We start from the raw sequence: 21,405 nt of genomic DNA on the forward strand, positions 1-21,405 counted from the left end.
ACGCGGCCGGGCGTGATCGACCGGCGGCGCCACTCTGCTTCGACACCAGCGGAGCAGATCGCCCCTGGGCCGACCCGCCCGAAGGCGCCCTTCTGCTCCGAGATCAGAGGTTCAGGGCGGGATGCGCGGCGCAGCCGGCGCGGCTCGCTCCTGGGGTTTCGAGGAATGCCCTGGGACCGGTGGTCGGTCGCGCGGGCCAGATGGGGTAGCGGAGCCGGACATGGCGAAGGCGAAGTTTGAGCGGACGAAGCCGCACTGCAACATCGGGACGATCGGTCACGTGGACCATGGGAAGACGTCGCTGACGGCGGCGATCACCAAGGTTCTGGCGAAGGCCGGCGGCGCGACCTTCACGGCCTATGACCAGATTGACAAGGCGCCTGAGGAGAAGGCGCGCGGTATCACGATCTCGACCGCGCATGTGGAGTACGAGACGGCGAACCGGCACTACGCGCATGTGGACTGCCCGGGCCATGCCGACTACGTGAAGAACATGATCACCGGCGCGGCGCAGATGGACGGCGCGATCCTGGTGGTTTCGGCGGCCGACGGCCCGATGCCGCAGACGCGCGAGCACATCCTGCTGGCGCGGCAGGTTGGCGTTCCGGCGCTGGTGGTGTTCCTGAACAAGATGGACCTGGCGGATCCGGATCTGGTCGAACTGGTGGAGATGGAGGTGCGCGAGCTGCTCTCCTCCTACCAGTTCCCGGGGGACGACATCCCGATCATCCGCGGCTCGGCGGTGGCGGCGCTCGAGGACAAGACGCCCGAGATCGGCGAGCAGGCGATCCTGCAGCTGATGGAGGCGGTGGACGCCTACATCCCGCAGCCGGAGCGTCCGAAGGACCTGCCCTTCCTGATGCCGATCGAGGACGTGTTCTCGATCTCCGGCCGCGGCACGGTGGTGACGGGCCGGGTTGAGCGCGGCATCATCAAGGTGGGCGAGGAGGTCGAGATCGTTGGCCTGAAGCCGACGGTGAAGACCACGGTGACCGGCGTTGAGATGTTCCGCAAGCTGCTCGACAGCGGCGAGGCGGGCGACAACATCGGCGCGCTGCTGCGCGGCACCAATCGCGAGGACGTGGAGCGCGGCCAGGTGCTGGCCAAGCCCGGCTCGATCACGCCGCATACCGGCTTCAAGGCCGAGGCCTACATCCTGACCAAGGAAGAGGGCGGCCGGCACACGCCGTTCTTCACCAACTACCGGCCGCAGTTCTACTTCCGGACCACCGACGTGACCGGGATCGTGAAGCTGCCGGAAGGCGTCGAGATGGTGATGCCGGGCGACAACGTGACGATGGATGTCGAGCTGATCGCGCCGATCGCCATGGACCAGGGCCTGCGCTTCGCCATCCGCGAGGGCGGCCGCACCGTCGGCGCCGGCGTCGTCGCCTCCATCGTGAAGTAGGGCAGGGGCCACCGGCCTGTGCCTGGGATGCGGGTCGCGCGAGCGGCCCGCATTTCTTTTTTCCGGCCCCTGGACCCGGCCGCGAGGGGGGCGCCCATGTGTCGCTTCCGTGCCGCCCCGGGACCTGCCGGGAGACGCATGGCCGAGGCCCGCCGACATGCCTGAGTTGGATGACCTGGCGGCCAGCCTGCTGCGCCTCGTCCAGGCGGTGCTGCTGCCCCCGCATGCCGCGCCGGAGATAGCCCCGGATCTCGCCTCGGCCGCCTTCGCCGCCGCCCTTGGCCGCGTAGCGGACGGTTTCCGCTACATCGATGTCGAGGCGCCGGATGCCCGCATCCCGGCCGGGCTCGGGTTCGCGCCGGGATTCGTCCGGGCCATGGCCGCCGGGGCCGAGGCCTTGCAGGCGCAGCGACAGGCGGAAATCCTCCGCCGCTTCCCGACCTTGCCACCAGACGGGCTCCCAGCCCGCGGGCTCGATATCGCCTACGCCCTGTCCGCCCGGGCCAAGCTGGTGCTCTGCCCCTTCACCGGGGCCTGGGCCCATGCCGCCCGGGCGCTCGGCTACGAGACCTTCTGGCATGGCGCGGCCGGGCGGGTGTGCCTGGTCGCGCAATACACGGAGACGACGCAGACCGGACAGGACACGGTCTGGCTGTTCCCCGCGGAGAAGGTCGCGCTGTATTTCGGCTCGCGGGTCACGCTGCCGATCCTGCGCCACTTCCTGCAGGAGTGCCTGCTGGGCCTGCTCTGCGCCCCGGCGGCGGTCGCGGCGCATCTGCGCCGGCCGGCGCCCTCCGCCGCGCTGGCGCTGGTCGAGATGTCGGCGCCGCATTTCGGGCATGCCCTGTGGAATGCGAGCAGCGCCTGGGCGCGGCTTTTCGCCCTCCCCGGCCTGCCCCGGCCCGATCGCTACGTGACCTGGCACGAGAGCAATTTCCTCCCGCCCGTCACCGAGCTCTATCCGGAGGAGGCCGGGCGTCCCCTGCTCCGGCTGCACCGCCCGGCGGAGCTGGTGCGAGTCATCGCCGAGACCGACTCGCTGGCGCTGGTGGCGAAGGATCACTGGATCACCGAGGCGCTGGCGCGTCGGGTGATCGACCACGCCTGGCGCCATGCCGCGCCCGAGGCGCTGGCCGCGCTGCGCGCCCTGCGCCGGACGGCGATGCCGTTGGTGCTGCTGGGCCTGCGGCTGGGCAACCGGGTCTGGCTCGAGCAGGAAGAGGGCCTAGCGAATCTCGCGGCGGCGCTGCAGGCCCGCTTCGGGGCGGTCGGCTTCATCATCGACGGGCTGAATGCCGGCACCACCATGGGCTGGACCCATGAGTTGATGTCGTTGCCGGAGGAGATGCGGCTGGCCGGGCGCCTTGCCGACCGGATCGGGCGGCATGCGCCCTGCCTCGTCACCGTGGGGCGGAGCATGGCGGAAAGCCTCGTCGCCTCCGCGCTCTGCGACGTCTTCGTCGCGCCGGCGGGCTCCGGCCTCGCGAAGTACCAGTGGCTCGCCAACAAGCCGGGCGTGGTGGTCTCGAACAGCGTGATCCTCGATCCGGGCAATCCGCTCGGCTGGTCCTGCCGCGTCTTCGACGGGTTCCGCGACGGGGCGCGCCCGGCGCTGCGGCCGGACCACCGCCTGGTCCGGGATGTCGGATCGGCACAGCGCCCCGGCCCGATGCATGCCGATGTCAGCCTGGACTGGCGCGCCCTCCTCCCCTCCGTCATCGGGTTGGCGGAGGAGGCGATACGCCTTCGGCGCGCATAGTGGCGCCCTGCCTCTCGACACCACCCCCGGCGTCGCCTATAGGCGGTCTCCCGCATCGGCGGGGCCCTGCAGGGGCGTAGCTCAATTGGCTAGAGCGCCGGTCTCCAAAACCGGAGGTTGGGGGTTCGAGACCCTCCGCCCCTGCCACTTCCCCGGCCCGCCCGGGGCATTCGGTGTCCTGCTCCCCTGGAGCCCGCTGCGCCTGCGGTGAGCGGAAGGGGCCGGCAGGCCACCACCCACATCTTTACGTGGGTGGCGCCTTTCCCCATCCTCCCTGGGGGCGGGCGACCGCCCGCGAAGCGTTCACCACAGCCCAGGAAGGTTCGTCGCCTTGGCCAAGCTGGATCCCGCGCAGTATGTCCGGGACGTGCGGACGGAGGTGGCCAAGGTCACCTGGCCGACCCGCAAGGAGACCCTGATCACGACCGGCCTCGTGCTGGCGATGTCCGCGCTCGCGGCGGTCTTCTTTCTGATCGTCGATCAGCTGATCGCGCTCGCCATGCGCGGCGTCTTCGGGCTGGGCTAAGGGGTACGGAACGATGGCCAAGCGCTGGTACGTGGTGCATGTCTATTCGGGCTTCGAGAAGAAGATCGCCCAGCAGATCAAGGAACAGGCCGCCCAGAAGGGGCTGGGCGACCAGTTCGACGAGATCCTGGTCCCTTCCGAGGAGGTGACCGAGGTCCGCCGCGGCCAGAAGGTCAATTCCGAGCGGAAATTCTTCCCCGGCTATGTGCTGGTGAAGATGGAGATGTCGGATGAGGCCTGGCACCTGGTGAAGGACACGCCGAAGGTCACCGGCTTCCTCGGCAACAAGAACAAGCCGAGCCCGATCACCGAGGCCGAGGCCCAGCGCATCGTCAACCAGGTGAAGGAAGGCGTGGAGAAGCCGCGCAAGCCCGCCGTGGTGTTCGAGGTGGGCGAGCAGATCCGCGTCGCCGACGGGCCTTTCACCAGCTTCATGGGCACGGTGGAGGAGGTGGACGAGGAGCGTGGCCGGGTGAAGGTCAGCGTCTCCATCTTCGGCCGCTCCACCCCGGTCGAGCTGGAATACGGCCAGGTCGAGAAGGCCTGAGCCGGCCCGCGGGGCGGCGGGGCGCCTTCGGTGGCGCCCCCGTCCCGCGTCGTGCCACCTCTCCGGGCGGCCGGACGCGGCCGGCCCCGATATCGTGCCCGACATGGCTCCGCCCCCGCGCCGGCGGCTTGCCGTCAGCGCCGGGCGCCAGGCCGCCGGTCTTCATTCCGCGCATGGCGCCCTCACTTTTCCGGGCGTTCACGCGGGTCCGTGATCTGCATTAGGCTTCCTCCCCATGGGGGAAGCGGGCGAGGGATCCCGGATGGCAACGACGCGACGGGCGGCGCTCGCGGCCGCCGCAATGCTGGCCGGGCAGGGCCATGCCCGGGCGCAGGATTTTCCGAACCGAACCATCACCTGGATCGTCCCTGGCGGGCCCGGCGCCGTGCTCGATGTCGCGGCCCGGCTGATCGCCACCAAGCTGTCGCCTCGCCTCGGCCAAAGCGTGGTGATCGAGAACCGCCTGGGCGCCGGCGGGACAGCGGCCGCGGAAGCCGCGGCGCGCGCCGCGCCCGACGGCCACACGCTGTTCTTCGGCAATTTCGCCACCTTCGCCATCGCGCCGCTGCTGATCCCGAACCTGCGCTATGATGCGCGGCGGGACTTCGCCCCGGTCCATGGCGTCGGCGGCTCGCCGAATATCCTCGTCACCGGCATGGGTCGGCCCTGGCGTGGCATCCCCGAGCTCATCGCCCATGCCCGGGCGAATCCGGGCAAGGTGACCTATGCCGCCGCCGTCGCCTCCGGCCAGCATGTCGCCGCCACGCTTTTCGCCGAGGTGGCGGGGCTCGATCTGGCCCTGATCCCCTACAACAATTTCAGCCAGGCGCTGAACGACCTCGCCGCCGGCCGGGTGGATCTCTGTTTCGACTACCCCCTCAGCAGCCTGCCCTATGTGCGGGACGGGCGGCTGCGGGCGCTCGCGATCAATGCCGGGCAGCGGCTGGCGATCGCGCCGGAGGTGCCGACGCTGGCCGAGGCGGGGCTGCCGGGGGCGGAACTGCTCGGCTGGTCCGGCATCTATGTCCCGGTGCGGACGCCCCCGGCCGTGATCGCGCGGCTGGCGACGGCGATCCGGGGGGCGCTGCGCGAGCCGGAGGTGAAGGCGCTGTTCGACAATACCGGCACCTTCCTGTGGGACCAGGTGGATGCCTCGCGGCTTGCCCAGGCGCTGGAGGAGGAGATCCCCCGCATGCAGCGCCTGATCGGGCAGACCATTCCGAGGAAGGGGTGAAGGGGTTCGCAGGAGTCCGGGACGGACCGGCGCATGGAGCCGTATCGGCACCGGCGCCGTATCTCCTGTCCTGGGACGGCATGCTGCCGGGCCACCGGGCCAACCAGGCGACCGCCCCGTCTATTCCATCGGATAGGCTCGCGAAATCAAGAGGGAGTACGGCCGGTGCGGTCCGGGCGGCGGGCGGCGAACTTTCGCCTTGACTCCCGCGTCGCCTGCGCCCATACGCCCCCGCTCACTTCATCGGGACGCGGGAGGCGCTCCGGACCCATGCCGTTGAGGCAAGGGTCCGGCGCCGTCGGCACCGCGGCTCCCTGACCTCAGGGATGTGCAATGGCGAAGAAGATCGTCGGCTATATCAAGCTGCAGATTCCCGCGGGCAAGGCGAATCCCTCGCCGCCCGTCGGCCCCGCGCTCGGCCAGCGCGGCCTGAACATCATGCAGTTCGTGAAGGAGTTCAACGCGGCCACCCAGCAGATGGAGCCGGGCACCCCGACGCCGGTGGTGATCACGGCCTATTCGGACCGCACCTTCTCCTTCATCACCAAGACCCCGCCCAACACCTACTTCCTGCTGAAGGCGGCGAAGGTGGAGAAGGGCAGCACGACGCCGGGCAAGGGCGGCAATGTGGGCCGCGTGACCAAGACCCAGCTGCGCGAGATCGCTGCGACCAAGATGAAGGACATGAACGCCAACGACGTGGAGGCGGCGGTGCGCATGCTCGCCGGGTCCGCCCGTTCGATGGGCCTTGCGGTGGTGGAGGGCTGATCCGATGGCCAAGCAGGGCAAGCGCCTGAAGGCGATCTACGCCGGTCTCGACCGTGACGCGCTGGTTCCGCTGCAGCAGGCGATCGGCCTGGTGAAGGCGAACGCCAAGGCGAAGTTCGACGAGACCATCGAGATCTCGATGAATCTTGGCATCGACCCGCGCCATGCCGACCAGATGGTCCGCGGCGTGGTCGGCCTGCCGAACGGCACCGGCAAGACGGTGCGCGTGGGCGTCTTCGCCCGCGGCGCGAAGGCCGAGGAGGCGCTGGCCGCCGGCGCCGATGTCGTGGGCGCGGACGAGTTGGCCGCCGCGGTGCAGGAAGGCAAGATCGAGTTCGACCGCTGCATCGCCACTCCGGACATGATGGGTCTGGTCGGGCGGCTTGGTAAGATCCTCGGCCCGCGCGGCCTGATGCCGAACCCCCGCCTCGGCACCGTCACCATGGACGTCAAGGGCGCGGTCACCGCGGCCAAGGCCGGGCAGGTGGAGTTCCGGGCGGAAAAGGCCGGCATCGTGCATGCCGGCATCGGCAAGGCCTCCTTCGAGGAGGGCAAGCTGCTGGAGAATGCCCGCGCCTTCATCGAGGCGATCCAGCGCGCCAAGCCGACGGGTGCCAAGGGCACCTATGTGAAGAAGGTTGCCGTCAGCTCCTCCATGGGGCCGGGCGTGCGGGTGGACATCGCCTCGCTGGCGGCGGCCTCCTAACCAGATACGCCCGCCGCAAGGCGGGCGGGCAGGGGAGGGCCCAGCCCTCCCCGAACCTGTCCGAGACCGCAGGTAGCCCCTGGGGATATGTCCCCGGGGCTTTGATGGGGCGATCCGCTCCGCCGGCGATAGACGGGGTGCCGAGAGATTCGCATCCACCGGGGCCAGGCCCTGGCGGGGCGCATGGCTTGGTGGTCCGGCTCAGACAGGCGAACCAGGGTCGGCCGCGGCAGGTGCCGCGGCGGGCCTGCGTGTGAACCGGCCGGTGCCCCTCCATCAGGCACCGGTCATCGTTGGAGACGGGATTTGGACCGCACGGAAAAGCGCGAGTTCATCGCCCAGCTCTCTGCGGTGTTCGCCGATACCTCCTTCGTGCTCGTCGCCCAGAACAAGGGTCTGACGGTCGCGGATGTGAGCGATCTGCGGCGCCGCATGCGGGGCGCTGGTGCGACGTACAAGGTCGCGAAGAACCGGCTGGCCACCCTCGCCCTCGACGGCACCCGCTTCCAGGGCGTCCAGCCGCTGCTGAAGGGTCCGACCGCGCTCGCGTGGTCGAAGGATCCGGTGGCGGTGGCGAAGACCGCCGTGGAGTTCGCCAGGGGTAACGACAAGTTCGTGATCCTGGGCGGGGCGCTCGGTACCCAGACCCTCACCCCCGATGGGGTGAAGGCACTGTCCGAGCTGCCCTCGCTCGAGACGCTCCGCGCGCAGCTCCTGGGTCTTATCCAGACCCCGGCGACGCGCATCGCGGGCGTGCTGCAGGCCCCTGGCTCGCAGCTGGCGCGGGTGTTCAGTGCCTTCGCGAAGAAGGACGAGGCCGAGGCCGCCTGACCGGACCGAGGATGTAACCGGGTCCAGCGCTTCGAAACACGAAGCGTCGAGCCTGGGTGTTGCAAACGGCAAGCCAAGCCATTAGATCATAGGGTACACAGACATGGCCGATCTCGCAAAGCTGGTTGACGAGCTCTCCAGCCTGACCGTCCTGGAGGCCGCCGAGCTCTCCAAGATGCTGGAGGAGAAGTGGGGCGTTTCCGCTGCGGCTCCGGTCGCGGTGGCGGCGGCGCCGGCTGCTGGCGGCGGCGCCGCGGCGGCTGCCCCGGCTGAGGAGCAGACGGAGTTCACCGTCACCCTGGCCGCTTCCGGCGACAAGAAGATCAACGTCATCAAGGAGATCCGCACCATCACCGGCCTGGGCCTGAAGGAGGCCAAGGACCTGGTCGAGGGCGCTCCGAAGGTGGTGAAGGAAGGCGTCTCGAAGGACGAGGCCCAGAAGATCAAAAAGGTTCTGGAAGAGAACGGGGCGACCGTCGAGGTCAAGTAAGGTCGCCTTCACGCTATCCCCCGGGTTCGGCCGTCCGTCGTCGGGCCCGGGGACCAGACTGCGAAAGTGCGGGCGGGAACCCCTTGGGTTGCCGTCCGTGCTGCCGTTTCTGCGCCCAGCGGCCCCTGCCGCCGGCGGGAGGCGGAAGAGGGGCGGGCATCAGGTTGGCGCCGGGCCAGCGGGCCAGGGCGAGAGGGACACGGGACAGGCATGAACGCTATCACGAAGTCGTTCACCGGGCGCAAGCGCATCCGCAAGAGCTTCGGACGGCTGCCCGAGGTGGCGCCGATGCCGAATCTCATCGATGTGCAGCGGGCCTCCTACGAGGCTTTCCTCCAGATGGAGGTGCACCCCGATGCGCGGCTTCATGCCGGGTTGCAGGAAGTTTTCAAGTCCGTCTTCCCGATCGACGACTTCGCCGGCCGCGGAAGGCTGGAATTCGTCCAGTACGAGCTGGAAGAGCCGAAATACGATGTCGAGGAGTGCATCCAGCGCGGCCTGACCTTCGCCGCGCCGCTCAAGGTGCGCCTCCGGCTCATTGTGTGGGATGTGGATGAGGACACGGGTTCTCGTTCCGTGCGCGATATCAAGGAGCAGGATGTCTACATGGGCGACATGCCGCTCATGACGGACAACGGCACCTTCATCATCAACGGCACCGAGCGCGTCATCGTCTCCCAGATGCACCGCAGCCCGGGCGTGTTCTTCGACCACGACAAGGGCAAGACCCACAGCAGCGGCAAGTACCTGTTCGCCGCGCGCGTCATTCCCTATCGCGGCTCCTGGCTCGACTTCGAATTCGACGCCAAGGACATCTGCTATGTCCGCATCGACCGGAAGCGCAAGCTGCCGGCCTCGACGCTGCTGCTCGCGCTCGATTCCGCCTGGACCGAGAAGCTTCGGGCCGAGAAGGGCACGAACCTCGAGCCGAACGAGATCCGCGGCATGGATGCCGAGGAGATCCTGAACGAGTTCTACGGCCAGGTCGTCTTCATCCGCGGCCCCAAGGGCTGGTCGCGCCCCTTCGATCCGGAGGCCTTCCGCGGCGTGAAGCTGCAGGAGCCGCTGATCGACGCGAAGACCGGCCAGGTGGTGGCCGAGAAGGACGCCAAGCTGACCCCGCGCGCCGCGCGGAAGATCGCCGAGGGCGGCACGACCGAGGTGCTGGTCGGCCGCACCGACCTGCTCGGCCGCTTCGTCGCGGAAGACCTCGTCGACATGAACACCGGCGAGATCTGGGCCGAGGCCGGCGACGAGCTGACCGAGCCGAAGCTCGCCGCCATCGAGAATGCGGGCATCGAGCGCCTGCCGACACTGGCCATCGACCAGTCGGTCGGCCCCTGGATGCGCAACACGCTGGTGGTGGACAAGAACACCAACCGCGACGAGGCGCTGATGGACATCTACCGGGTCATGCGCCCGGGCGAGCCGCCGACGCCGGAAACCGCTGAGACCCTGTTCCGCGGCCTGTTCTTCGACCCGGAGCGCTACGACCTCTCCTCGGTCGGCCGCGTCAAGATGAACATGCGCCTCGGCTTCTCGGCCGAGGAAGTGGCGGATACCGTCCGGACGCTCCGCAAGCAGGACATCATCGCCACCGTCCGCGTGCTGCTGGACCTGAAGGACGGCCGCGGGCAGATCGACGACATCGACAATCTCGGCAACCGCCGGGTGCGCTCGGTCGGCGAGCTGATGGAGAACCAGTACCGCGTCGGCCTGCTGCGCATGGAGCGCGCGATCAAGGAGCGCATGGGGTCGGTCGATATCGACACCGTCATGCCGCATGACCTGATCAACGCGAAGCCGGCGGCGGCCGCGGTGCGGGAGTTCTTCGGCTCCTCGCAGCTGTCCCAGTTCATGGACCAGACCAACCCGCTCTCCGAGGTGACGCACAAGCGTCGCCTCTCGGCGCTGGGTCCGGGCGGCCTGACGCGCGAGCGCGCCGGCTTCGAGGTGCGCGACGTGCACCCGACGCATTACGGCCGCATCTGCCCGATCGAGACGCCGGAAGGCCCGAATATCGGCCTGATCAACAGCCTTGCCACCTTCGCCAAGGTGAACAAGTACGGCTTCATCGAGACGCCCTACCGCCTGGTGCGGGACGGCAAGATCGTCGGCGAGCCGCGCTACCTCTCCGCCATGGAGGAGGAGCGGCTGGTGGTCGCCCAGGCGGATGCCGAGGTCGATGCCGAGACGGGCGAGTTCAGGTCCGAGCTGGTCTCGGTCCGCCAGGGCGGTGACTTCCGCCTGGTGAAGCCCGAGGAGGTGACGGCGATCGACGTCTCGCCAAAGCAGCTCGTCTCGGTGGCCGCGGCGCTCATTCCGTTCCTCGAGAACGACGACGCCAACCGCGCGCTCATGGGCTCGAACATGCAGCGTCAGGCGGTGCCGCTGGTCCGCGCCGATGCGCCGCTGGTCGGCACCGGCATGGAGGCGGCGGTCGCGCGTGACTCCGGCGCGACCATCGTCGCCCGCCGCGATGGCGTGGTGGACAGCATCGACGGCGCGCGCATCGTCGTGCGCGCGACGGGCGATGACGGCACCACCCGCGGCGTCGACATCTACCGCCTGCGCAAGTTCCAGCGGAGCAACCAGTCCACCTGCATCAACCAGCGCCCGCTGGTGAAGGTGGGGGACCAGGTGCTGGCCGGCGACATCATCGCCGACGGCCCCTCGACCGAGCTTGGCGAGCTGGCGCTCGGCCGCAACGTCCTCGTCGCCTTCATGCCCTGGAACGGCTACAACTTCGAGGACTCCATCCTGATCAGCGAGCGCATTGCGCGCGATGACGTCTTCACCTCGATCCATATCGAGGAGTTCGAGGTCATGGCCCGCGACACCAAGCTGGGCCAGGAGGAGATCACCCGCGACATCCCGAACGTGGGTGAGGAGGCGCTGCGCAACCTCGACGAGGCGGGCATCGTCTATATCGGCGCCGAGGTGCAGCCGGGCGACATCCTGGTCGGCAAGGTGACGCCGAAGGGCGAGAGCCCGATGACGCCGGAGGAGAAGCTGCTCCGCGCCATCTTCGGCGAGAAGGCCTCCGACGTGCGCGACACCTCGCTCCGGCTGCCGCCGGGCGTGGCGGGCACCATCGTGGACGTGCGCGTCTTCTCCCGCCGCGGCGTGGACAAGGATGAGCGCGCCATGGCGATCGAGCGCGCCGAGATCGAGCGCCTCGCCAAGGACCGCGACGACGAGAAGGCGATCCAGGAGCGCTCCTTCCACAGCCGGCTGCGCGAGCGGCTGCTGAACCGGAAGGCTTCGGGCGGCTTCCGTGGCGTGAAGGCGGGCACGGTCATCACCGATGAGGTGCTGGACCAGTTCGCCAAGGCGACCTGGCGCCAGATCGGCGTGCAGGACGACGCGGCGATGGCCGAGATCGAGGCGCTGAAGCGCGAGTTCGACGCCGCCGTCGAGCGCCTGCAGAAGCGCTTCGAGAGCAAGGTCGAGAAGCTGCAGCGCGGCGACGAGCTGCCGCCCGGCGTGATGAAGATGGTCAAGGTCTTCGTCGCGGTGAAGCGCAAGCTGCAGCCGGGCGACAAGATGGCCGGCCGCCACGGCAACAAGGGCGTGGTCTCCCGCGTCGTGCCGGTGGAGGACATGCCCTTCCTCGAGGACGGCACCTCGGTCGACCTGGTGCTCAACCCGCTGGGCGTGCCGTCCCGCATGAATGTCGGGCAGATCCTCGAGACCCATCTCGGCTGGGCCTGCGCCAATCTCGGCAAGCAGGTGGGCGAACTGGTCGAGGACTACCGCCGCACCGGCGCCATGCGCGAGGAACTGCTGGAGCATCTGCGCCAGACCTATGGCGAGGAGGTCTTCCAGCGCGACATCGCGCCGATGAACGACGACCAGCTGATCGAGCTCGCGGAGAACCTGAAGAAGGGCATCCCGATCGCGACGCCGGTCTTCGACGGTGCCCGCATGTCGGATATCGAGGGCATGCTGGAGCGCGCCGGGCTCGACAGCTCCGGCCAGGTCTGGCTGACCGATGGCCGCACCGGCGAGATCTTCGAGCGCAAGGTGACGGTCGGCTACATCTACATGCTGAAGCTGCACCACCTGGTGGACGACAAGATCCACGCCCGCTCCATCGGCCCCTACTCGCTCGTCACCCAGCAGCCGCTGGGCGGCAAGGCGCAGTTCGGCGGCCAGCGCTTCGGCGAGATGGAGGTCTGGGCGCTGGAAGCCTATGGCGCCGCCTACACCCTGCAGGAGATGCTGACGGTGAAGTCCGACGACGTCTCCGGCCGCACCAAGGTCTATGAGGCGATCGTCCGTGACCAGGACAATTTCGAGGCCGGCATCCCGGAGAGCTTCAACGTGCTCGTCAAGGAGCTGAAGTCGCTCGGCCTCAACGTCGATCTCGAGAACCGCGGCAGCTGACCGCGACGCCCCGGGGCCGCCGCCCCGGGGCAGACCCCTTACGGATGCACCGCCGCCCGCGCCCATCAGGTGTCCCACGGGCGGCAGGCTGGACCACAAGGAAGGCCGCATGAACGAGCTGATGAAGATCCTGGGCCAGACCGGCCAGGCCGTGACCTTCGACCAGATCAAGATCTCGATCGCCTCGCCGGAGCAGATCCGCTCCTGGTCCTATGGCGAGATCAAGAAGCCCGAGACCATCAACTACCGCACCTTCAAGCCGGAGCGGGACGGGCTGTTCTGCGCCCGGATCTTCGGGCCGATCAAGGACTACGAGTGCCTCTGCGGCAAGTACAAGCGGATGAAGTTCCGCGGCATCATCTGCGAGAAGTGCGGCGTCGAGGTGACCCTGGCCAAGGTGCGCCGCGAGCGCATGGGCCATATCGAGCTGGCGTCACCGGTCGCGCATATCTGGTTCATGAAGTCGCTGCCCTCGCGCGTCGGCCTGATGGTCGACATGTCGCTGAAGGAGCTGGAGAAGGTCCTCTACTTCGAATCCTATGTCGTCCTGGAGCCGGGGCTGACGGACCTCAAGCTGCACCAGCTGCTGACCGAGGACCAGTACCAGGCGAAGATGGACGAGTTCGGCGAGGACGCCTTCTCCGTCGGCATTGGTGCCGAGGCGGTGAAGGGCATGCTCACCGGCATCGACTGCGACAAGGAAGCGACCCGGCTGCGCGCCGAGCTGAAGGAGACGACCTCCGAGGCGAAGCGCAAGAAGCTGGTCAAGCGCCTGAAGCTGATCGAGGCCTTCGCCGAGTCCGGCGCGCGTCCGGACTGGATGATCCTGGGCGTCATCCCGGTGATCCCGCCCGAGCTGCGCCCGCTGGTGCCGCTGGACGGTGGCCGCTTCGCGACCTCCGACCTGAATGACCTCTATCGCCGCGTGATCAACCGGAACAACCGGCTGAAGCGCCTGATCGAGCTGCGTGCCCCGGACATCATCGTCCGGAACGAGAAGCGCATGCTGCAGGAGGCGGTGGACGCGCTGTTCGACAACGGCCGCCGCGGCCGCGCCATCACGGGCGCGAACAAGCGGCCGCTGAAGTCGCTCTCCGACATGCTGAAGGGCAAGCAGGGCCGGTTCCGGCAGAACCTGCTCGGCAAGCGCGTCGACTATTCCGGCCGCTCGGTCATCGTGGTCGGGCCGGAGATGAAGCTGCACCAGTGCGGGCTGCCGAAGAAGATGGCGCTCGAGCTGTTCAAGCCCTTCATCTACTCCAAGCTCGAGAAGTACGGCCACGCCACCACCATCAAGGCCGCCAAGCGGATGGTGGAGAAGGAGCGGCCGGAGGTCTGGGACATCCTCGAGGAGGTGATCCGCGAGCACCCGGTCCTGCTGAACCGCGCGCCGACCCTGCACCGCCTGGGCATCCAGGCCTTCGAGCCGGTGCTGGTCGAGGGCAAGGCGATCCAGCTGCACCCGCTGGTCTGCACCGCCTTCAACGCCGACTTCGACGGCGACCAAATGGCCGTGCACGTCCCGCTGTCGCTTGAGGCGCAGCTGGAAGCGCGCGTGCTCATGATGTCGACGAACAACATCCTGAGCCCGGCGAACGGCAAGCCGATCATCGTGCCGAGCCAGGACATCGTGCTCGGCCTCTACTACCTGTCGCTGGAGACGCCGGAATTCGTCGCGGCCGCCAAGCGGGTGGAGGAGGTGAAGGCGCTGATCGCCGGCGCCGATGCCAAGGGCGGCAAGGACCTGACGGCCGAGGAGCTGGAGGCGCTCAGCTTCCGCCCGCATGTCTATCGTGGCCTGGGTGAGGTGGAGCAGGCGCTGGCCGCCGGCGCCATCAACCTGCACACGGCAATCCATGTCCGCGTGCCGGCACCCCGGGAGCCCGGCGACAAGGCGATGCAGACGGTGCTGACCACGGCCGGCCGCCTGATGATGGGCGCCCTGCTGCCGGTCGACCCGCGCACGCCCTACAGCCTGGTCAACCGCCAGCTGACGAAGAAGTCGATCTCCGACGTCATCGATGCGGTCTATCGGCATTGCGGCCAGAAGGAGAGCGTGATCTTCGCCGACCGGCTGATGGGACTCGGCTTCCGCCAGGCGGCGAAGGCCGGCATCTCCTTCGGCAAGGACGACATGGTCATCCCGGACAGCAAGCCGGAGATGATCGCCAAGACCAAGGCCGAGGTGAAGGAGTTCGAGCAGCAGTATCTCGACGGCCTGATCACGGCCGGTGAGCGCTACAACAAGGTGGTCGACGCCTGGTCGCGCTGCACCGAGGAAGTCGCCCAGGCGATGATGAAGGAGATCTCGAAGCAGGAGGCGGGCAAGCCCACCAATTCGGTGTGGATGATGTCCCATTCCGGCGCCCGCGGCTCGCCCGCGCAGATGCGCCAGCTGGCCGGCATGCGCGGCCTGATGGCCAAGCCGAGCGGCGAGATCATCGAGCAGCCGATCATCAACTGCTTCAAGGAAGGCCTGACCGTCCTCGAGTACTTCAACTCGACTCACGGCGCCCGCAAGGGCCTGGCCGACACGGCGCTGAAGACGGCGAATTCGGGCTATCTGACGCGGCGTCTGGTCGACGTGGCGCAGGACTGCATCATCGTCGAGAACGACTGCGGCACGGAGCGCGGCATCACGGTGCGCGCCGTGATGGATGGCGGCGAGGTGATCTCCTCGCTCTCCGAGCGGATCCTCGGCCGCACGGCGCAGCGTGACGTGACCGACCCGGTCACGGGCGAGGTGCTGCTCGCGCGGAACACGCTGATCGAGGAGCCGGATGCCGAGCGCATCGAGAAGGCGGGGGTGGAGGAGGTCTATATCCGCTCCGTTCTCACCTGCGATGCGCGCACGGGCGTCTGCGGCCATTGCTACGGCCGCGACCTCGCGCGTGGCACGCCGGTGAATGTCGGCGAGGCGGTCGGTGTCATCGCGGCGCAGTCCATCGGCGAGCCGGGCACGCAGCTGACGATGCGCACCTTCCATATCGGCGGTGCGGCGCAGCGGGGCGCCGAGCAGTCGGCGGTCGAGGCGACCTCCGATGGCACGGTGAAGATCGCCAACCGCAACGTGGTGGCGAACAGCGCTGGCGCGCCGGTGGTGATGAGCCGCAACTGCGAGATCATCCTGAGCGACGCCCAGGGGCGGGAGCGCGCGCGCTACCGCGTGCCCTACGGCGCCCGGCTGCTGACCGAGGAGGGGGCGGCGGTCACGCGCGGCCAGAAGCTGGCGGAGTGGGACCCCTTCACCCTGCCGATCATCACCGAGCGAGCGGGTACGCTGGAATTCGCCGACCTGATCGAAGGCGTCACGCTCTACGAGGAAACCGACCCGGTGACGGGCCTGTCCTCCAAGGTGGTGCGCGAGCCGGTGGACAAGGCGAAGAACGCCAACCTGCGTCCGCGGCTGCTGCTGCGTTCGGAGGATGGCCAGACCCAGCAGTACTTCCTGCAGCCGGCCTCGGTTCTCAACGTGGAGAACGGCGGCACGGTGAAGGCCGGCGACGTGCTGGCGCGCCTGCCGCGCGAGAGCTCGAAGACCCGCGACATCACCGGTGGTCTGCCGCGTGTCGCGGAGCTCTTCGAGGCACGGCGGCCGAAGGACCACGCGATCATCTCTGACATCGACGGCCGCGTGGAGTTCGGCAAGGACTACAAGGCGAAGCGCCGCATCCTGGTCGTGCCCGACCAGGTGGGCGACGAGCCGCCGGTGCCGCGCGAGTACCTGGTGCCGAAGGGCAAGCACGTCTCGGTGCAGGAGGGCGACTATGTGAAGGCTGGCGATCCGCTGGTCGACGGCCCCCGCGTGCCGCATGACATCCTGCGCGTCCTGGGCGTCGAGGCGCTGGCGAACTACCTGGTAAATGAAATCCAGGATGTCTATCGACTTCAGGGCGTGAAGATCAACGACAAGCATATCGAGGTCATCGTCCGGCAGATGCTGCAGAAGGTGGAGATCCTGGACCCGGGCGACACCACCTTCCTGATCGGCGAGCAGGTGGACCGCATCGAGTTCGACATCGAGAACGAGAAGCGGCTGGCGGCGAAGGAGCGGCCCGCGCGGGCCGAGCCGGTGCTGCAGGGCATCACCAAGGCCTCGCTGCAGACCACCAGCTTCATCAGCGCCGCCTCCTTCCAGGAGACGACGCGGGTGCTGACCGAGGCGGCGACGGCCGGCAAGGTCGATACGCTGGCCGGCCTGAAGGAGAACGTCATCGTCGGGCGGTTGATCCCGGCGGGCACGGGCTCCGTCATGAACCGCCTGCGGGCCCTGGCGGCGCAGCGCGACCGCACGCGCCTGCCCTCCGCCCCGGCCCTGCCGGAGCCGGCGGGACGCCAGGCGGCGGAGTAGATCGCTTATCTCGCCACGGAAATGGGCCGGGTTCCGCAAGGAGCCCGGCCTTTTTCATGTTGGCGGCCCCGATCGCTTGACTCTCGGCGGGGGGGCGCGTAGGTAGCGGCCCCTTGGCACGGCTGAGCGCATTGGCGCACAGGCTGCCAGGTGTTTGGTCCACAACGCTGCGCGTTCGGCACCGCGGCCTCCAGTTTGGGGCTGCTTCAGGTCGAGGGCAGGTCAGGGCGCCTGCGGGGGAGCATCTTCTCTCCCCGCGGGCATGTTGGCTTTTCGCGGCCGCGGGACGGACGGACGGGATTCTGAAGGGGCGTCATGCCGACCATCAACCAGCTCATCGCCCAGGGGCGCGAGCCGAACGCGAAGCGGAACAAGGTCCCCGCGCTGCAGGCCTGCCCTCAGAAGCGCGGCGTCTGCACGCGCGTCTATACGACCACGCCGAAGAAGCCGAACTCGGCGCTTCGTAAGGTCGCCAAGGTCCGCCTGACCAATGGCTACGAGGTGGTGAGCTACATCCCCGGCGAGGGCCACAACCTGCAGGAGCACTCGGTGGTGCTGATCCGTGGCGGGCGCGTGAAGGACCTTCCGGGCGTGCGCTACCACATCCTGCGCGGCGTGCTGGACACCCAGGGCATTGCGAAGCGTCGTCAGCGCCGGTCGCTGTACGGCGCGAAGCGGCCGAAGTAAGGAGAGGCACGGATGTCTCGCCGCCATAGCGCGCAGAAGCGCGAAGTCCTGCCGGACCCGAAGTTCGGCGATCTGGTGCTCAGCCGGTTCATGAACGTGCTCATGTACGACGGCAAGAAGAGCACCGCGGAGCGGATCGTCTATGCCGCCATGGATACGCTGAAGCGGCGCGTCGGCCCGAACGGCGACCCGCTGCGGCTGTTCCATGAGGCCATGGACAACGTGAAGCCGGCCGTCGAGGTCCGCAGCCGCCGCGTCGGCGGCGCGACCTACCAGGTGCCGGTCGAGGTCCGTCCGGAGCGTCGCCAGGCCCTGGCGATCCGCTGGCTGATCGAGGCCTCGCGCAAGCGCGGCGAGAACACGATGGAAGAGCGCCTTTCTGCGGAGCTGATGGACGCGGCGAACAACCGCGGCACGGCTGTGAAGAAGCGCGAGGACACGCACCGGATGGCGGAGGCGAACAAGGCCTTCAGCCACTACCGCTGGTAATCCGGACCCGATCGAGGAACGACGACGATGGCGAAGGCGAAGTTTGAGCGGACGAAGCCGCACTGCAACATCGGGACGATCGGTCACGTGGACCATGGGAAGACGTCGCTGACGGCGGCGATCACCAAGGTTCTGGCGAAGGCCGGCGGCGCGACCTTCACGGCCTATGACCAGATTGACAAGGCGCCTGAGGAGAAGGCGCGCGGTATCACGATCTCGACCGCGCATGTGGAGTACGAGACGGCGAACCGGCACTACGCGCATGTGGACTGCCCGGGCCATGCCGACTACGTGAAGAACATGATCACCGGCGCGGCGCAGATGGACGGCGCGATCCTGGTGGTTTCGGCGGCCGACGGCCCGATGCCGCAGACGCGCGAGCACATCCTGCTGGCGCGGCAGGTTGGCGTTCCGGCGCTGGTGGTGTTCCTGAACAAGATGGACCTGGCGGATCCGGATCTGGTCGAACTGGTGGAGATGGAGGTGCGCGAGCTGCTCTCCTCCTACCAGTTCCCGGGGGACGACATCCCGATCATCCGCGGCTCGGCGGTGGCGGCGCTCGAGGACAAGACGCCCGAGATCGGCGAGCAGGCGATCCTGCAGCTGATGGAGGCGGTGGACGCCTACATCCCGCAGCCGGAGCGTCCGAAGGACCTGCCCTTCCTGATGCCGATCGAGGACGTGTTCTCGATCTCCGGCCGCGGCACGGTGGTGACGGGCCGGGTTGAGCGCGGCATCATCAAGGTGGGCGAGGAGGTCGAGATCGTTGGCCTGAAGCCGACGGTGAAGACCACGGTGACCGGCGTTGAGATGTTCCGCAAGCTGCTCGACAGCGGCGAGGCGGGCGACAACATCGGCGCGCTGCTGCGCGGCACCAAGCGCGAGGACGTGGAGCGCGGCCAGGTGCTGGCCAAGCCCGGCTCGATCACGCCGCATACCGGCTTCAAGGCCGAGGCCTACATCCTGACCAAGGAAGAGGGCGGCCGGCACACGCCGTTCTTCACCAACTACCGGCCGCAGTTCTACTTCCGGACCACCGACGTGACCGGGATCGTGAAGCTGCCGGAAGGCGTCGAGATGGTGATGCCGGGCGACAACGTGACGATGGATGTCGAGCTGATCGCGCCGATCGCCATGGACCAGGGCCTGCGCTTCGCCATCCGCGAGGGCGGCCGCACCGTCGGCGCCGGCGTCGTCGCCTCCATCGTGAAGTAAGCATCGAACGTAAGGTTGGGTCCGTCTCCCATGGACAGCCAGAATATTCGCATCCGCCTCAAGGCGTTCGATCACCGCGTGCTGGATGGCAGCACGCGGGAGATCGTCAACACCGCGAAGCGGACCGGCGCACGGGTGCGCGGGCCCATCCCGCTGCCGACGGAGATCGAGCGTTTCACCGTCAACCGCTCGCCGCACGTCGATAAGAAGTCGCGCGAGCAGTTCGAGATCCGCACGCATCGCCGCCTGCTGGACATCGTCGACCCCACCCCGCAGACCGTGGACGCGCTGATGAAGCTCGACCTGGCCGCGGGTGTGGACGTCGAGATCAAGCTCTGAGCGGCTGGGGGAGTTACTAGCCATGGCCGCCAAGACCGGCCGCACCGGCCTGATCGCCAGGAAGCTGGGCATGACCCGGCTGTTCAATGACGATGGCAGCACGGTGCCCGTTACCGTCCTGCATCTGGACGAGGTGCGCGTGATCGCCCGCCGCAATGCCGAGAAGGATGGCTACGATGCCCTCCAGCTCGGCATCGGCAAGGCCAAGCCCAAGAACGTGACCCGCGCGAACCGCGGCCACTTCGCCAAGGCCGGCGTCGAGGCGCCGATGAAGGTCGTCGAGTTCCGCGTCGGTGCCGATGCGGCGGTCGACCCGGGCGCGAAGCTGACCGCGGCGCATTTCGCCAAGGGCCAGAAGGTGGATGTCACCGGCATCACCAAGGGCAAGGGCTTCGCCGGCGCGATGAAGCGCTGGAACTTCGCGGGCCTCGAGGCCTCGCACGGCGTCTCCATCAGCCACCGCTCGCACGGCTCCACGGGCAACCGCCAGGACCCGGGCAAGACCTTCAAGAACAAGAAGATGGCTGGCCATCTCGGCGTCGAGCGCGTCACCACCCAGAATCTGGAAGTGGCCGGGCATGACCTCGAGAAGGGCCTGCTGCTGATCAAGGGGGCCATTCCGGGCTCCAAGGGCGGCTATGTGCTGGTGCGGGACGCGGTGAAGCGCGCGCGCCACGCCGATGCGCCGTTCCCCGCCGGTCTGGCCTGAGGATAGAGAACGATGCAGGTTCCGGTCATCACGCTGGATAACGGCTCGGCAGGCGAGATCGAGCTGCCGGAGGCGCTGTTCGCCGCTTCGCCTCGCCCCGACATCATGGCGCGCGTCGTGCATTGGCAGCTTGCGAAGCGCCGTGCCGGCACGCACAAGGTCAAGGGCATGGGCGAGGTCTCCGGCACGACCAAGAAGCCCTATCGCCAGAAGGGCACCGGCAATGCCCGCCAGGGCTCGCTGCGCGCGCCGCAGTTCCGCACCGGCGGCGTCGTGCACGGCCCGGTCGTGCGCGACCATGGCTATTCGCTGAACAAGAAGGTCCGGCGCCTCGGCCTGATCTCCGCCCTCAGCCAGAAGGCCGCCGAGGGCAAGCTGGTGGTGCTCGACACGGCCTCGGCCGGCGAGACGCCGAAGACCGGCGCGGTCGCCAGGCAGATCAAGGCGCTCGGCTGGAAGAGCGCGCTGGTGGTCGATGCGCAGGTCGATGAGAAGTTCGGCCGCGTCGTCCGCAACCTGCCGAATGTGCAGGTGCTGCCGACCATCGGCGCCAATGTCTACGACATCCTCAAGCACGACGTGCTCGCGGTGACGCGCGCCGGCGTTGAGGCCCTGAAGGAGCGCCTGGCATGAGCGAGGCCGCCGCGAAGCCGCTTCTCTCGAAGGAGCGGATGTATCAGACCATCCTGGCGCCGCTGGTGACGGAGAAGGCGACTGCCCTTTCCGAGCAGAACCAGGTGGTCTTCCGCGTGCCGCTCGAGGCGAAGAAGCCCGAGATCAAGGCCGCGGTCGAGGGCCTGTTCGGCGTGAAGGTGCTGGCGGTCAACACCCTGGTGGTGAAGGGCAAGACCAAGCGCTTCAAGGGCCGGCCCGGCCAGCGTTCGGACTGGAAGAAGGCGATGGTGAAGCTGGCCGAGGGCCAGAGCATCGACCTCACGACGGGACTCGCGTGACGCC

18 protein-coding genes and 1 tRNA gene are annotated in these 21,405 nt (G+C 68.4%); all 19 read left to right on the top strand.

What is annotated here, in order from left to right:
• Positions 1-220: 220 nt before the first annotated feature.
• The 19 genes from tuf (LHA35_RS05475) to LHA35_RS05565 all read left to right on the top strand — a co-directional run bounded on the left by tuf (LHA35_RS05475) (position 221) and on the right by LHA35_RS05565 (position 21,401).
• Positions 221-1,408 (top strand): elongation factor Tu, encoded by a 1,188-nt coding sequence (tuf, locus tag LHA35_RS05475; RefSeq protein ID WP_226605541.1) that lies wholly within the window; start codon positions 221-223, stop codon positions 1,406-1,408.
• Between the two features lie 157 nt (positions 1,409-1,565).
• Positions 1,566-3,167: a hypothetical protein gene (locus tag LHA35_RS05480; RefSeq protein WP_226605543.1), complete on the top strand. Its 1,602-nt coding sequence runs from the start codon at positions 1,566-1,568 to the stop codon at positions 3,165-3,167.
• Positions 3,168-3,237: 70 nt separating this feature from the next.
• A tRNA-Trp gene (locus tag LHA35_RS05485) sits at positions 3,238-3,314 on the top strand.
• 184 nt (positions 3,315-3,498) lie between these two features.
• On the top strand, positions 3,499-3,693 hold the full coding sequence (gene secE, locus LHA35_RS05490; RefSeq protein ID WP_226605545.1) for a preprotein translocase subunit SecE: 195 nt from the start codon (positions 3,499-3,501) through the stop codon (positions 3,691-3,693).
• Between the two features lie 13 nt (positions 3,694-3,706).
• Positions 3,707-4,240: a transcription termination/antitermination protein NusG gene (gene nusG / locus LHA35_RS05495; RefSeq protein ID WP_226605547.1), complete on the top strand. Its 534-nt coding sequence runs from the start codon at positions 3,707-3,709 to the stop codon at positions 4,238-4,240.
• 262 nt (positions 4,241-4,502) lie between these two features.
• Entirely contained in the window at positions 4,503-5,474 is a 972-nt protein-coding gene (locus LHA35_RS05500; protein WP_226605550.1) for a Bug family tripartite tricarboxylate transporter substrate binding protein, read from the top strand.
• A gap of 333 nt (positions 5,475-5,807) precedes the next feature.
• On the top strand, positions 5,808-6,242 hold the full coding sequence (gene rplK, locus LHA35_RS05505) for a 50S ribosomal protein L11 (protein WP_226605554.1): 435 nt from the start codon (positions 5,808-5,810) through the stop codon (positions 6,240-6,242).
• 4 nt (positions 6,243-6,246) lie between these two features.
• Positions 6,247-6,948, top strand: a complete 702-nt coding sequence (gene rplA / locus LHA35_RS05510; RefSeq protein WP_226605557.1) for a 50S ribosomal protein L1 — start codon at positions 6,247-6,249, stop codon at positions 6,946-6,948.
• 306 nt (positions 6,949-7,254) lie between these two features.
• Positions 7,255-7,779, top strand: a complete 525-nt coding sequence (gene rplJ / locus LHA35_RS05515) for a 50S ribosomal protein L10 (RefSeq protein WP_226605561.1) — start codon at positions 7,255-7,257, stop codon at positions 7,777-7,779.
• Positions 7,780-7,882: 103 nt separating this feature from the next.
• The gene (gene rplL / locus LHA35_RS05520) at positions 7,883-8,269 is read left to right on the top strand and encodes a 50S ribosomal protein L7/L12 (protein ID WP_226605562.1); all 387 of its coding nucleotides are present in this window, start codon (positions 7,883-7,885) and stop codon (positions 8,267-8,269) included.
• 210 nt (positions 8,270-8,479) lie between these two features.
• Positions 8,480-12,658 (top strand): DNA-directed RNA polymerase subunit beta, encoded by a 4,179-nt coding sequence (gene rpoB / locus LHA35_RS05525; RefSeq protein WP_226605564.1) that lies wholly within the window; start codon positions 8,480-8,482, stop codon positions 12,656-12,658.
• Between the two features lie 109 nt (positions 12,659-12,767).
• Positions 12,768-17,009: a DNA-directed RNA polymerase subunit beta' gene (gene rpoC, locus LHA35_RS05530; protein WP_226605566.1), complete on the top strand. Its 4,242-nt coding sequence runs from the start codon at positions 12,768-12,770 to the stop codon at positions 17,007-17,009.
• Between the two features lie 315 nt (positions 17,010-17,324).
• Complete coding sequence (gene rpsL, locus LHA35_RS05535) at positions 17,325-17,696, top strand: 30S ribosomal protein S12 (protein WP_111472698.1); 372 nt, start codon at positions 17,325-17,327, stop codon at positions 17,694-17,696.
• A gap of 12 nt (positions 17,697-17,708) precedes the next feature.
• Complete coding sequence (rpsG, locus tag LHA35_RS05540; RefSeq protein ID WP_226605568.1) at positions 17,709-18,185, top strand: 30S ribosomal protein S7; 477 nt, start codon at positions 17,709-17,711, stop codon at positions 18,183-18,185.
• Between the two features lie 27 nt (positions 18,186-18,212).
• Positions 18,213-19,400, top strand: a complete 1,188-nt coding sequence (gene tuf / locus LHA35_RS05545) for an elongation factor Tu (protein WP_226605569.1) — start codon at positions 18,213-18,215, stop codon at positions 19,398-19,400.
• Between the two features lie 30 nt (positions 19,401-19,430).
• Positions 19,431-19,739 (top strand): 30S ribosomal protein S10, encoded by a 309-nt coding sequence (gene rpsJ, locus LHA35_RS05550; protein ID WP_007004401.1) that lies wholly within the window; start codon positions 19,431-19,433, stop codon positions 19,737-19,739.
• Between the two features lie 22 nt (positions 19,740-19,761).
• Complete coding sequence (rplC, locus tag LHA35_RS05555) at positions 19,762-20,448, top strand: 50S ribosomal protein L3 (RefSeq protein ID WP_226605571.1); 687 nt, start codon at positions 19,762-19,764, stop codon at positions 20,446-20,448.
• 12 nt (positions 20,449-20,460) lie between these two features.
• A complete protein-coding gene (gene rplD / locus LHA35_RS05560) occupies positions 20,461-21,081 on the top strand; it encodes a 50S ribosomal protein L4 (RefSeq protein WP_226605574.1) in 621 nt (206 codons plus the stop codon).
• Complete coding sequence (locus tag LHA35_RS05565; protein WP_226605577.1) at positions 21,078-21,401, top strand: 50S ribosomal protein L23; 324 nt, start codon at positions 21,078-21,080, stop codon at positions 21,399-21,401. Before rplD ends, LHA35_RS05565 begins: the two co-directional genes overlap by 4 nt.
• Positions 21,402-21,405: the final 4 nt, after the last annotated feature.

Origin of the sequence: Roseicella aerolata (genome assembly GCF_020523605.1) — a bacterium.
GTDB lineage: Bacteria > Pseudomonadota > Alphaproteobacteria > Acetobacterales > Acetobacteraceae > Paracraurococcus > Paracraurococcus aerolatus.